At 75.6% G+C, this 12,980-nt stretch carries 11 protein-coding genes; 4 read left to right on the top strand and 7 right to left on the bottom strand.

Features of this window, described 5'->3' with window-relative positions; translation table 11 throughout:
* Nucleotides 1-4: 4 nt before the first annotated feature.
* On the bottom strand, nt 5-817 hold the full coding sequence (gene trhA, locus ACI79Z_RS17165) for a PAQR family membrane homeostasis protein TrhA (protein WP_387987874.1): 813 nt from the start codon (nt 815-817) through the stop codon (nt 5-7).
* 137 nt (nt 818-954) lie between these two features.
* Here trhA and ACI79Z_RS17160 point away from each other — a divergent pair, with 137 nt between their 5' ends.
* The 4 genes from ACI79Z_RS17160 to ACI79Z_RS17145 all read left to right on the top strand — a co-directional run bounded on the left by ACI79Z_RS17160 (nt 955) and on the right by ACI79Z_RS17145 (nt 4,820).
* The gene (locus tag ACI79Z_RS17160; RefSeq protein ID WP_387987873.1) at nt 955-1,734 is read left to right on the top strand and encodes an isoprenyl transferase; all 780 of its coding nucleotides are present in this window, start codon (nt 955-957) and stop codon (nt 1,732-1,734) included.
* 13 nt (nt 1,735-1,747) lie between these two features.
* A complete protein-coding gene (locus ACI79Z_RS17155; protein ID WP_456903326.1) occupies nt 1,748-2,965 on the top strand; it encodes a DUF885 domain-containing protein in 1,218 nt (405 codons plus the stop codon).
* A gap of 3 nt (nt 2,966-2,968) precedes the next feature.
* The gene (locus tag ACI79Z_RS17150; RefSeq protein ID WP_456903325.1) at nt 2,969-3,256 is read left to right on the top strand and encodes a hypothetical protein; all 288 of its coding nucleotides are present in this window, start codon (nt 2,969-2,971) and stop codon (nt 3,254-3,256) included.
* 268 nt (nt 3,257-3,524) lie between these two features.
* Nucleotides 3,525-4,820 (top strand): PhoH family protein, encoded by a 1,296-nt coding sequence (locus tag ACI79Z_RS17145; protein WP_387987870.1) that lies wholly within the window; start codon nt 3,525-3,527, stop codon nt 4,818-4,820.
* A gap of 81 nt (nt 4,821-4,901) precedes the next feature.
* On the opposite strand, the gene ACI79Z_RS17140 is transcribed toward ACI79Z_RS17145, so the two are convergent.
* The 6 genes from ACI79Z_RS17140 to fliR form a co-directional block, all read right to left on the bottom strand.
* Complete coding sequence (locus tag ACI79Z_RS17140) at nt 4,902-5,822, bottom strand: hypothetical protein (RefSeq protein WP_387987869.1); 921 nt, start codon at nt 5,820-5,822, stop codon at nt 4,902-4,904.
* A 153-nt stretch (nt 5,823-5,975) separates the two neighbouring features.
* Complete coding sequence (locus tag ACI79Z_RS17135; RefSeq protein ID WP_387987868.1) at nt 5,976-6,221, bottom strand: hypothetical protein; 246 nt, start codon at nt 6,219-6,221, stop codon at nt 5,976-5,978.
* Complete coding sequence (locus ACI79Z_RS17130) at nt 6,218-8,962, bottom strand: hypothetical protein (protein WP_456903324.1); 2,745 nt, start codon at nt 8,960-8,962, stop codon at nt 6,218-6,220. The genes ACI79Z_RS17135 and ACI79Z_RS17130 overlap by 4 nt, the downstream gene beginning before the upstream one ends.
* A complete protein-coding gene (flhA, locus tag ACI79Z_RS17125; protein WP_456903323.1) occupies nt 8,949-10,979 on the bottom strand; it encodes a flagellar biosynthesis protein FlhA in 2,031 nt (676 codons plus the stop codon). Before flhA ends, ACI79Z_RS17130 begins: the two co-directional genes overlap by 14 nt.
* Nucleotides 10,980-11,058: 79 nt before the next feature.
* Nucleotides 11,059-12,207 (bottom strand): EscU/YscU/HrcU family type III secretion system export apparatus switch protein, encoded by a 1,149-nt coding sequence (locus ACI79Z_RS17120; RefSeq protein WP_456903322.1) that lies wholly within the window; start codon nt 12,205-12,207, stop codon nt 11,059-11,061.
* A 6-nt stretch (nt 12,208-12,213) separates the two neighbouring features.
* Nucleotides 12,214-12,978, bottom strand: coding sequence for a flagellar biosynthetic protein FliR (gene fliR / locus ACI79Z_RS17115; RefSeq protein ID WP_387987864.1), 765 nt, complete (start codon nt 12,976-12,978; stop codon nt 12,214-12,216).
* Nucleotides 12,979-12,980 lie beyond the last annotated feature (2 nt).

Here is a 12,980-nt window from a genome sequence, read left to right as displayed (position 1 = left end):
GCGCTCAGACGAAGGGGCTGTTGTACATCGCGAAGTAGACGGCGATGTAGTGGCAGATCGCGGCCACGACGGTCATCGCGTGGAAGACCTCGTGGTAGCCGAAGACGCCCGGCCACGGGTTCGGCTTCTTGATCGCGTAGGCGACGCCGCCGACGGTGTAGAGCACGCCGCCGGCCGCCAGCAGCACCAGCGAGGTCACGCCCGCGATGTGCAGGATGTCGGTGAGGATGAAGACGGCGACCCAGCCCAGGCCCACGTAGAGCGGCACGCCCACCCAGCGCGGTGCCGTCGGCCAGGTGAGCTTGAGGCAGACGCCGGCCAGCGCGCCGGCCCAGACGCCGCCGAGGACCCAGTAGCCCAGCGGCTGGTCGACGGCGAGCAGCGAGAACGGCGTGTACGTGCCCGCGATGAACAGGAAGATCATCGAGTGGTCGAGCCGCTTCATGACCTTCCAGCCGCGCGGTGACCAGCGCCGGCGGTGGTAGAGCGCGCTGATGCCGAACAGGCCGCAGATGGTCAGGCAGTAGACGGCGACCGAGAAGCCGGCGCGGGCGCCGAGCACCGAGCCCAGCGGCACGAGGACGGCGCCGGCGACGATCGCGCCGAAGAAGGCGAACAGGTGCAGCCACCCGCGCATCCGCGGTCGCGTGTCGGGGTGCTCCCAGTCGCCGTCGGCGAAGTCCGCGGCGGTCCAGGTCCGCTCGACCCGCTCGTCCTCCTCGAGGACGGTGGCGAGGGCGGGGCCGCGCGGGGCCTCGATCTCGGCCCCGTCGGCCACCACCCGGACCGGCTCGAGTTCGTCGGGAGCAGAGGTCACACACCCGAGGTTACGGAGGCGTAGGTGGGGCCGCAGCGCCAGCGACCTGTGAGTTCCCCGGCAGCGCCCCGGAGGGGCGGCGCGCGGGCGGGAGGCAGCGGAACGGCGGCGTCCCCGGGCGCCTAGGGTGTGGCCCCGTGGGGGCGCGTCAGTGGGTCCGCGACGTCCTGACGCAGATGTACGAGCGTCGCCTGGCCCGGCAGCTGGTGGGCGCCGACGTCCCCCGGCACGTGGGCGCGATCATCGACGGCAACCGCCGCTGGGCGCGCGCCACCGGGCTGCTCGACCCGAACGCCGGCCACCGCCGCGGCGCCGACCGCATCGCCTCGTTCCTCGCCTGGTGCGACGAGGCCGGCGTGGAGGTGGTCACCCTCTTCCTGCTCTCCACCGACAACCTGTCCCGGCCCGAGCCCGAGCTCACGCCGCTGCTGCGGATCATCGAGGGCGTCGTCGAGGACCTGTCGGCGCCCGACCGCCGGTGGCAGCTGCACCCGGTCGGCGCGCTGGGACTGTTGCCGCCGGAGACGGTCACCGTCCTCAAGGAGGCCGAGGAGACCACCCGCGACCGGCCGGGCGCGACGGTGAACCTCGCCGTCGGCTACGGCGGCCGCCGGGAGATCGCCGACGCCGTCCGCTCGCTGCTGGCCGAGCACGCGAGCCGGGGGACGTCGCTGGACGAGCTGGTCGAGGTGCTCGACGTCGAGCACATCGCCGAGCACCTCTACACCCGCGGTCAGCCCGACCCGGACCTGGTCATCCGCACCAGCGGCGAGCAGCGGCTGTCGGGCTTCCTGCTCTGGCAGACGGCGCACTCGGAGTTCTACTTCACCGACGTCTACTGGCCCGACTTCCGGCGGGTGGACTTCCTGCGGGCGCTGCGGGCCTACGCGGCGCGGCACCGCCGTTTCGGTGGGTGACAGACTCGGGCCCATGGCACTCGGCGCGGTCGACGTCCCCCTCGAGTACGTGCGGCTGGGGCTGCGGTTCGACCGGTTGGAGTCCGGGTTCGTCGACGCCTACACCGGCGAGAAGCGGATCCGCGCCGAGGTCGAGAGCGAGCCGGCCCCGACGCCGCAGGGGCTGCGCGCCCAGGCCCGGGCGCTGCTGCAGGAGCTGGACTCGACCGTGCTCCCGGCCGACCGCGCCGCGTTCCTGCGCGGCCAGCTCACCGGCCTGGAGTGCAGCGCCCGGAAGATGAGCGGGGAGCCGGTGGGCTTCCTCGACGAGGTCCGCGGCTACTTCCAGGTCGACCTCACCCTCGGCGACCCGGCCGCCTACGCCGCCGCGCACGCCGAGCTGGACGCGCTGCTGCCCGGCGAGGGGTCGCTGGCCGAGCGCTACGCCGCGCACCGCCGTCGCGAGGAGTGCCCGCCGCAGCGGCTGGAGGCCGCGGTGCACGCGCTGTCCAGCGCGCTGCGCGACCGGGTGCGCGGCCGCTACGGGCTGCCCGAGGCCGAGACGGTGCGCTACGAGGTGGTCACCGACAAGCCGTGGTCGGGCTTCAACTACTACGAGGGCGACTACCGCTCCCGGGTGGCGATCAACGCCGACCTGCCGCACCGGCTCAGCCAGCTGGTGCACCTGGTGGCGCACGAGTCCTACCCCGGCCACCACACCGAGCACTGCCGCAAGGAGCGCGGGCTGGTCGAGCGGGCCGGCCACCTCGAGCACACGGTGTTCCTCGTCAACACCCCCGAGTGCCTGATGGCCGAGGGGCTGGCCGACCTGGGCGTCGACGCCGCCGTCGGCGACGGCTGGGGGCCGTGGTCGGCCGAGGTGCTCGGCGACCTGGGGCTGCGCTTCGACGGGCACCTCGCCGAGCGGATCGCCGCGGCCGCCGCGCCGCTGAACCGGGTGCGCCAGGACGCCGCCGTGCTCCTGCACGACCGCGGGGCCGACGCCGACGAGGTCGCCGCCTACATCCAGCGCTGGTCGCTGGTCAGCCCCGACCGGGCCCGCCAGCAGCTGCGGTTCCTCACCCACCCGCTGTGGCGGGCGTACATCACCACCTACGTCGAGGGCTACGACCTGCTGCACCGCTGGCTCGGCGCCCGCCCGGCCGGCCAGGACGTCGCCGACCGCTTCGTGCGCCTGCTCGACGAGCCGCTGACCCCCACCGTCGTCACCGCCGAGCTCTCGGACGCCTGACCGGTGTCCCGCCGCGACCCCCGGGAGGCCCGCGCCCTCGGCCTGTGGACGGCGGGATGGCTGTTCGCGCTCCTGCTCGCGGGCCTGCTGTGGATCGGCGACCTCGCCGTCCAGTGGCCGGTCCTGCTGGTGCCGGCGCTGTGGGCGGCAGCGGCTGCGCGGCCGCGGCGGGGACGGCGGCCGGAGACCTGGGAGGCGCCGGAGCGCGGCGGGCCGCCGCCCACGTGGGAGCTCCCGGCGTCGCGCCCGCTGCCCCGGCCGCCGGACGCGCGGGGACGCGAGCAGTACTGAGCCGTGCGCGCCCGGCCGTCGCCGGGACGGGCGGTACGGGTGGGACCCCATCGGGTGAACAGTGCGTTTCGGCGCGCTGTGACCGCGCGCTCCTGTCGGTCCGTGCCTCTAGCGTCCGGGGTGGACGACGGGCCCGCCCCGCCGTCCACGGGAGGCCCGGTTGGTGCTGACGTTCTCGTCGACCAGGGGGGCCGGTGCCCGGCCCCTGCGCCGGGGCCCGGCCACCTTCGAGGCGGGGCGCGGTCTCGCGCCCCAGGGGAGACGACCCGTGACCACTCGCCGCACGTACGTCCTCGACACCTCCGTCCTGCTGTCCGACCCCCGCGCGCTGCTGCGCTTCGGCGACGCCGACGTGGTGCTCCCGCTGGTCGTCATCGGGGAGCTCGAGGACAAGCGGCACCACCCGGAGCTCGGCTGGTTCGCCCGCCAGGCGCTGCGGCTGCTCGACGACCTGCGGGTCACCCACGGCCGGCTCGACGCGCCGGTGCCGGTGGGGGAGGACGGCGGCACGCTGCACGTCGAGCTCAACCACAGCGACGCCGCGGTGCTCCCCGCCGGCTTCCGCAACGACAGCAACGACAGCCGGATCATGGTGGTCGCGCTGAACCTGCGGGCCGAGGGCCGCGACGTCTGCCTGGTCACCAAGGACGTGCCGCTGCGGGTCAAGGCGGCCGCCGTCGGCCTGGAGACCGACGAGTACCGCGCGCTGGACTCCGTCGACGAGGGCTGGACCGGCATGGCCGAGCTGTCGCTGGACGACGCCGAGCTGTCGGGCCTCTACGACACCGGCGAGGTGTACGTGCCGGCGGCCGCGGAGCTGCCCGCGCACACCGGGCTGGTGCTGCTGAGCTCGCGCGGGTCGGCGCTGGGACGGGTGACCCCGGACAAGCAGGTGCGGCTGGTGCGCGGTGACCGCGAGGCGTTCGGGCTGCACGGGCGCTCGGCCGAGCAGCGGGTGGCACTGGACCTGCTGCTGGACCCCGAGATCGGCATCGTCTCGCTCGGCGGGCGGGCGGGCACCGGCAAGTCGGCGCTGGCGCTGTGCGCGGGGCTGGAGTCGGTGATGGAGCGGCGGGCGCACAGGAAGGTCGTGATCTTCCGGCCGCTGTACGCCGTCGGCGGGCAGGAGCTCGGGTACCTGCCCGGCAGCGAGGGCGAGAAGATGTCGCCCTGGGCGCAGGCGGTCTACGACACCCTCGGCGCGCTGGTGTCCACGGACGTCCTCGACGAGATCGCCGCGCGCGACCTCATCGAGGTGCTGCCGCTGACCCACATCCGCGGCCGCTCACTGCACGACTCGTTCGTGATCGTCGACGAGGCGCAGTCGCTCGAGCGCGGCGTGCTGCTCACCGTGCTGTCGCGGCTGGGCAGCGGGTCGCGGGTGGTGCTCACCCACGACGTCGCGCAGCGGGACAACCTGCGGGTCGGCCGGCACGACGGCGTCGCCGCGGTGGTCGAGCAGCTGAAGGGGCACCCGCTGTTCGCCCACGTGACGCTGACCCGGTCCGAGCGCTCGCCGATCGCCGCCCTGGTCACCGAGATGCTGGAGGACCTCGAGCTCTGACCGCGCGGCCCTCCTGGGGCGTTCCTCGTCCTCCTGGGGTCCTGCAGCACCCCTCGAGCGCGAAGAACACCCCAGGAGGGCTCACCTTCCGCCGCGGACTAGTGCTCGCCGGACCCGTGCCCCCAGGAGGATCCGGTCCTGCACGTCGTCCCAGGTCCAGCGGACCACTCCCCAGCCCTCGCCGCGGATGGCGTCCTCCCGGCGCTTCTCCTCGAACACGGCGTCGCCCGGGTGCTGGCCCGGCCGGAGCAGCCGCCCGTACTTGACCTGCCCGTCGAACTCGCCGACCACGCGGCGGTCCTCCCACACGAAGTCGGTGCGGCCGAGCAGGACGTCCTCCGCCGTCCGCACCGGGAACTGCAGGCCGCTGGGGTCCAGACCCAGTGCGTGCAGGACCACCCGGCTGCGGCTCTCCCCGACGCTCTCGCTGCGGCCGTCGGCGAACCGGACGGCGCGGCCGGCCGACCGGGCGCCCGGCCGCCCGCGGCACCGTCCCAGGGCGTCGGTCAGTGTGGCCTCGGTGCAGAGTCCGGCGTGCAGTGCTGCGTCGAGCACGACGACGGCCGGCTCGAACGGCACCGCACGAGCGAGGTCGACGGCGGTCCGGGCCGGCGAGGTGACGGCAACGCCGCCGACCTCCACGACCTCGTCGTCGTCCAGGCCTCCGACGTGGACGAACAGGACGCGGCCGGCGTCGTTCCACGCGGGCGGTCGCCGGGTGACGTGCACCCGGCCCAGCGGTACACCCCAGAGCGGCATGCCGAGCAGGACCGCCGCCGACTGGTGGCTGACGACGGCCGGCCGCCGGAGCTGGCCGAGTGTCGCCGTCACCAGGAGGCGGTGGCGGGCGGCCGCGGCGTCCGGTGCGGCGCCGTCGAGGTAGGCGCCTCGGCGCAGGCGGGTCCACTCCCGGCGCCGGGCCAGGCGGCCCAGCTCGTCGTCGGTGAAGCCCTCGTCGAGCGCGTCGCGGCGGAGGAGGAGGCGGGGCGGTACGTCGGTCACCGGGCGACCGTGGCGTCCTCACTCGTCCGGCAGGGCTCACCGGACCCGGTCGTGGACGACGCCCTACCTGTGGACGGCCGCTCCTGGGGTGGTCCTCGCGGTACCGGGGTGCTGCAGGGCCCCAGTGGTCCGGACAACGTCCCAGGAGCGGGGTCAGGCGGCGGGGGTGGGGTCCTCGTCCGGGAGTGCCGGCGTCCGGGACGCGCGCTGCGGGGCCGGGCGGGTCCGCGGCGTCGCGGCGTAGCGCAGCAGCGCGACGGCGCCCCAGCCGGCGAGCAGGCACCAGGGCAGCCGGGTGGCGACGTCGTCGAGCGTGAAGTCGCCGCGCAGGTACAGCGCGAGCACCGGCAGGGCCAGCACGAACCCCGCCGTGAGGACGTCCCAGCGCAGCGGGCTCATGCCTCAGCGGTCTCCAGCCGCTCGCACAGCAGCGACGCCCAGCGGTGCGCGGTCGCCCGCACGCCGTCGAGGAGGGCCACCGGCACCGTCGTCCGGCCCAGCACGGCGGCGGGGTCGGCGGTCAGGTCGGAGTCCTGGACGACGAGCGCGTCGACGCGGGGCAGGGCGTCCAGCCACGGGCCGACGTCCTCGGGCTTGCGGGTCGCCTCGACGACGGCCCAGACGGCGACCGGCGAGAAGATCGCCATGACCTGCTCGAGCCACGTCCGGCCCCCGGCGCGCATCGGGGCGTCCACCGCGACGACGGTCGGCGTCCCCGCGGCGGCGGCCTCCTGCTTGCGCGCGATCGCGGTGTCGACCGAGGTGATCCGGCTGGACTCGGGCGCGAGCGCGGCGAGGTCGCCGCGGGTGGCCCACTGCAGCCGGTCGCCGTCGAGCCGCATGCCGGCGGCCAGCGAGCGCGCGGCGGCGAGGGTCTCGACGCCGGGGCCGACGACCAGCAGCACCTCCCCGGCACCGGCCGGGGCCGACGGCGCCGCGGGCAGCGCCGCGCCGAGCGCCCGGGTCAGCGCCGCGTAGGTGCCGGACCGCGCGACCTCGGCGGGGAAGCCCCCGCCGAGCAGATCCACCGGCACGCCGAGCGCGCGCAGGCGGGCGACCGTGCCGGCGGCCTCGACCATCCGCGGGTCGACCCAGCCGCGGCCCGGCGCCACCGCACCGGCCTCGCGCACCGACGGCACGACGACGCGGGCCGGCGTCCACCCGCGGGCGGCGCGGGCGTCGACGGGCAGGCGGGTCACGGTCGCCAGGCCCAGCGCCGGGGCGGCGACGCGGGCGACGGCCTGACCGGGCACCGGCGGCAGGCGGCGCGCCGGCGGCACCGGCGGGCGCCCGAGCAGCCGCGGCACGGCCAGCTCGGCACCGGGGGTGGGCGGCGGCAGCAGCGACAGCGGGGGCAGGACGGCGGTGGAGTCGAGCGGCAGCGGGGCGGGGTCGCTGGCGGTCGGCGCGAGCACCGCCTCGTCGGCCTCCCACTCGTCGGACTCGGCCGAGGCGTCGACCCAGCCCGGCTCCTGGTCCACGCGCTGCGAGGGCGCGGGGACCGGCGGGCGGCCGCGGTGCGCGCCGCCCTGGGTGGAGGCGCTGGCGAGCACGCCGCGGAGGATGTCGGTGAGCGCGTCGTCCGGGGTGTCGTGGGCCAGGGCCGCGCGGAGCACCTCGGCGATGGCCTCCTCGCGCCCGGTGACCGGGCCGGTGAGGTCCGGGTCGGCCCAGGCGGCCACCGGCTGGGGCGCCGGCACCTCGATCGGCTCCGCGACGACGGCCGGCAGCACGTCGGTGACCGGCTCGTCCTCCGGCACCGGCGCGACGGCGGTCGGCGCCTCGGCGGCGGTGTCCTCGGTGGCCGTGTCCTCGGTGGCCGTGTCCTCGACGGCGGACTCGACGGCGACGGGGTCCTCGGCGGCGGTCTCGTCCGCCTCCGGGCCGAGCAGCTCGGTGAGCAGGGACTCCTCGGCGTCCTCGGGGTCCTCGTCGGCCGGAGGCCCCTCGACGTCGGGCTCCTCGACGACCGGCTCCTCGACGACGGGCTCCTCGACGACGGGCTCGGCGACGGCGACGGGGCGGGACACGGGCACGGGGTCGGCCCACATGTCCACACCGGGTCCGGACTCCTCGGCGGACCCGGGGACCGCGGGAGCGTCCAGGGTCTCGGGCAGCGGCTCCTCGGCGACGGGCTCCTCGACGACGGGCTCCTCGACGACGGGGGCCTCGACGACGGGCTCGGCGACGACGGGGACCTCGACGACGGGCGCGACCGGCTCCGGCACCGGCGCGGGAGCCGGAGCTGCCGGGGCAGGGGCGGCGGCGCGGGCGGGCGCGGCCATGGCGGCGGCGAGGGCGGCGGCCAGCGGCATCGCGGGCGCGGCCGGAGCGGGCTCCGGGGTCCGCAGCACCGACGGGGGCGCGAGCTCCTCGTCCGTGGCCTCGGCGGTCGCGGCGGCGACCGCCTGGACCGCCCGCAGCGCCTCGGCGGCGGACACCGCGGCGGCCGAGCGCACGGCGTCGTCGACCGCCTCGCGGACCTCGCGGTCACCGGCGACGACCTGCGCCAGCGCGGCGGTGAACGGCGAGGGACCGGCGGGCCCGGCCGGCGGGCGGACCGCCGCCCGGGCGGGCCGGCGGGCAGCCGAGGGCGCGGCGGCGGACGGGCCGGCGGCCGCGCGGGGGGCAGCGGTGCGGACGGCGGCGGCCGGGCGGAAGGCGGCGGTCCCGGCGGCGGGCCGGCGGGTGGCGCCCACGGACGCCCGGGAGTACAGGTCGACGCCGGGGTCGCCGTCGCCGGACCCGAGCAGGCCGGCCAGCTCGGACACCGGGTCCGGCAGCTCGGTCGGGATGGTCGGGCGCTCGGTGGGGACGGTCGGGCGCGCGGTGGGCCGGGCCGCCGCGGGCCGGCTGCGGTGCAGCTCGGTGGCGCGCAGGAACGCGCCGGTGTCGGCGAGCGGGCCGGGGTCGCGGCTGAGCGCGGCCTCGATCCGGCGGGCCGACTCGGACTTCGGCGCGGGGCCGCGCCGGGCCGGCTCGACGTCCTCCACCTCGGCGACGAACCGCTCGGTGGCGAAGAAGCCCAGCACGCCGCCGGACCGGATGCGGCGCACGCCGGTGATCCGCACCGCGTTGCCGTACCGCTCGCGGGCCGCGGCGACGGCGGCCTCGGGCGTGGGCGCCTCAACGGATGGCAACGGCACCGTTCACCACTCCCAGTGACTCGATCTGGGCCGTCCGGGAGACCTCCGAGTAGGAGATCACCGGCAGGCGGGGGAGGACCTGACGCACCAGGCGGGACAGCGCGGCCCGCACCTGGGGGGAGCAGACGAGGACGGGGGACAGGCCGTGCTGCTCGGCGTCCTCGAGCAGCCCGCTGCACCCGGTGACCAGCGCGTCGACCGAGCCGGCGTCCAGGGCCAGCACCTGGCCGCCGTCGCCCTGCCGCACCGCCTCCAGCAGCCGCTGCTCGAAGGCGGGGTCGAGGGTGAGCACGTGCAGCCGCTCGTCGGGGGTGACGTAGGGGTGGCTGATCGCCGCGCCGAGCGCCGCGCGCACCGCCTCGACCAGCCCGTCCAGGTCGGTGGAGGTCTTCGCGCGCAGCGACAGCGCCTCGAAGATGCGCACCAGGTCGCGGATGGAGACGTTCTCGGCCAGCAGCGCGTGCAGCACCCGCTGGATCTCGCCGAGGGTGAGCAGCCCCGGGGTGAGCTCCTCGACGACGACCGGGTGGGTCCGCTTGACCATCTCGACCAGCAGCCGCACGTCCTCGCGGCCGAGCAGCTCGGCGGCGTTCTGGCGGACGACCTCGGCCAGGTGGGTGGTGATGACCGAGGAGCGGTCGACGACGGTCGCGCCGGCCATCTCGGCCTGCCGCTGCAGCTCCACCGGCACCCACTTGGCGGGCAGGCCGAACACCGGCTCGCGGGTGGGCCGGCCGGGCAGGCCGTCGAGGGCGTCCCCGATGGCCAGCACGGTGCCGGCGGGGGAGGTGCCCTTGGCCGCCGGGACGCCGTTGAGCCAGATGACGTACTGCGACGAGGGCAGGTCGAGGTTGTCGCGGGTGCGGACCAGCGGGATGACCAGGCCGGTCTCCATCGCGACCTTCCGGCGCAGCGCCTTGACCCGGTCGAGCAGGTCGCCGCCGCGGGAGGAGTCGACGAGGTCGACCAGGTCGAAGGCCACCTCGAGCTCCAGCGGGTCGACCCGCATGCGCTCGGCGATCGCCTCGGGGGAGTCCGGCGCGGGCTCCTCGGCGGCGGTGAGCGCGGGCGTGCCGTCGTCCTCGGCCGGGGCCTCCGTCATCCGCGCGGCCATGACCAGGAACAGCCCGCCGATGAGGAGGAACGGCAGCTTCGGCAGACCGGGGATCAGGCACAGCGCCAGCGCCCCGCCGCCGGCGATGCGCACCGGCTGGCGGAAGCGGCCGAGCTGGGCGAGCAGGTCGCTGCCCATGTCGCCGTCGCTCGCCGAGCGGGTGACGATGATGCCGGTCGCGGTCGACAGCAGCAGCGCGGGGATCTGCGAGACCAGGCCGTCGCCGACGGTCAGCAGCGAGAAGGTGGAGACGGCGTCGCCGGGCGCCATGCCGCGCTGCATGACGCCGACGGCGAACCCGCCGACGAGGTTGATCAGCGTGATGATGATGGCGGCGATGGCGTCGCCCTTGACGAACTTCGAGGCGCCGTCCATCGAGCCGTAGAAGTCGGCCTCGGCGGTGACCTCGGTGCGCCGCTTGCGCGCCTGCTGCTCGTTGATCAGGCCGGCGTTGAGGTCGGCGTCGATGGCCATCTGCTTGCCGGGCATCGCGTCGAGGGTGAAGCGGGCGCCCACCTCGGCCACGCGGCCGGCGCCGTTGGTGATGACGACGAACTGGATGATCGTGAGGATCACGAAGATCACCAGGCCGACGACGAGCGAGCCGCCGATCACGAAGTGCCCGAAGGCCTCGATGACCTTGCCGGCGTAGCCGTCGGTGAGCACCAGCCGCGTCGAGGAGACGTTGAGGGCGAGCCGGAACAGCGTCGCGACGAGGATCAGCGACGGGAAGACCGCGAAGTCCAGCGGCCGCCTGATCTGCATCGCGACGAGCAGGATCAGCAGCGACGCGGTGATGTTCAGGCCCAGCAGCAGGTCCAGCACCGCGGCGGGCAGCGGCACGACCAGCATGAGGACGATGGCCACCACGCCGATCGGCACGGCGGCCTTGGTCATCCCTCGCACGGGCACTCCATCGGCAGCCGGGGGTGCCCGGCCGACCGCTGACGGCGCACGAGTCACAGCCGTCCCAGGGTCAGGAGGCGACCGGGGTCCTCCGGCGGCCGGCCCGCGGCAGGCCGGCGACGTCGGGCGCCTCGAACCCGGGCCGGTGGAAGCCGCCGCGCACGCCGCGGGCGCCGAGCTGCATGACGAAGGCCAGCACTCGGGCGACGGCGGTGAACAGCTGCGGCGGCACCTCCTGGCCGAGCTCGCAGGAGGCGTGCAGCGCCCGGGCCAGCGGCACGTCCTGCACCATCGGCACCCGCGCCTCGGCGGCCCGCTCGCGCAGCCTCGCGGCGATCTCGTCGGCGCCCTTGGCCACCACCCGCGGCGCGCCCTTCTCCGGCTCGTACCGCAGCGCGACGGCGACGTGCGTCGGGTTGACCAGCAGCACGTCGGCGGTGGCGACCTCGGCCATCATCCGGTTGCGCGACAGGGCCAGCTGCATCGACCGGCGCTGGCCCTTCACGTGGGGATCGCCCTCGGACTGCTTGTGCTCCTGCTGGATCTCGTACTTGGTCATCTTCAGCCTGGTCATCGTCTGCTTGCGCACCACGACGTAGTCGGCGATCGCGATGACCAGGCCGGTGATCGCCACGACGCGGAACATGAGCACGGCGGAGGAGGCGAACGTCGCCACCACCGCCGACAGCGGCAGCGCTCCTGACGCCGCCACCAGCGCCTGCGCCCTTCCGCTGGTCACGACGACGACGGTCCCGAGCGCCGCCGTCTTGACGACCGCCTTGACCGCCTCCCACAGGCCGTGGGTGCCGAACATCCGCTTCATCCCGGGGAACGGGTTGAGCTTCTTGAGCGTCGGCTTCATGCCCTTGGTGGCCAGCGCGACCCCGCCCTGCGCGGCCGAGGCGAGCACCCCGACGAGCATGAGCGCGAGCGCCATCGGCAGCACCGTCTCGAGGAAGGTCGTCAGCGCCTCCCCGAGCAGCGCGCCGACGGCGTCGGGCTCCGGGTGCTCGACCACCGACCCGAACCGCACGAACAACCGGCCCACGGCGTCGAAGGCGTTCGCGACGAGCACCGGCAGGAACACGCTCGCCGCCGCCACGCCCGCCCAGGTGCCGAGCTCCTGGGTCCGCGGGATCTGCCCCTCCTTGCGCGCCTCCTTGAGGCGCTTGGGAGTGGGCTTCTCGGTCTTCTCACCGCCCGGTCCGTCCTTGGCCACCCGGCCTCACCCGCTCCGGAAGCCGACGATCGCGCGGGTGGCCTGCTCCACCAGCGCGTCCAGCGCCGGCGGCAGCAGCGGGAAGGTCAGCCCGAGCAGCGCGAGGGTCAGCATGATCTTGACGGGGAAGCCGATGGCGAAGATGTTCAGCGCCGGGGCGGCCCGGGACAGCAGGGCGAGGGCGACGTCGGCCAGCAGCAGCACGGCCACCATCGGGCCGGCGATCTGCAGCGCGGCGAGGAACATCATCGAGAACGCCGTCAGCACGACCTGGCCGACGTCCCCGGCCGGGAACCCGCCGCTGACCGGCAGCCCCTCGTAGGAGGTGGCGAACCCGCGCACGATCACCAGGTGCCCGCCGCTGGTGAACAGCAGCGTCGTCGCGAGCAGGTAGTGCAGCTTGCCGATGACCGAGTTGGTGGTCATCGCCAGCGGGTCGTAGGCCGGCTGCAGGGAGAAGCCGCCGGTGAGGTCGATGAGCTCGCCGGCGAACTGCACCGCGGTGAAGAACAGCTGGACGACGAAGCCCAGCGCCGCGCCGATGGCCACCTCGCTGACGGCGGTGACGACGAGGAACCCGGTGGTCGGCTCGGGCAGGCCCGGCGCCACGCGGTCGACCAGGGCGACCGCCAGCGCCAGGGCCAGCGCCCCCTTGACCGGCGCCGGGATGGTGCGGGTGGTGAACGGCGGGGCGAGCAGGACGAAGCCGGCCGCCCGGGCGGTGGCCAGCAGCAGGGCCGCGAGGGTGACCGCCGGGACCTCGAGGTCCATGA

The sequence above is a fragment of the Geodermatophilus sp. SYSU D00663 genome, assembly GCF_054050655.1.
The sequence above is the reverse complement of the archived record's forward strand: the minus strand, read 5'-3'. Positions and strand labels throughout refer to the sequence as shown.

Excerpts from the sequence above, each read along its gene's own strand:
- ACI79Z_RS17155 (WP_456903326.1), top strand. The coding sequence starts at position 1,748 with ATGGCACTCGGCGCGGTCGACGTCCCCCTCGAGTACGTGCGGCTGGGG.
- ACI79Z_RS17135 (WP_387987868.1), bottom strand. The coding sequence starts at position 6,221 with ATGAGCCCGCTGCGCTGGGACGTCCTCACGGCGGGGTTCGTGCTGGCC.
- flhA (WP_456903323.1), bottom strand. The coding sequence starts at position 10,979 with ATGACCAAGGCCGCCGTGCCGATCGGCGTGGTGGCCATCGTCCTCATG.
- fliR (WP_387987864.1), bottom strand. The coding sequence starts at position 12,978 with ATGGACCTCGAGGTCCCGGCGGTCACCCTCGCGGCCCTGCTGCTGGCC.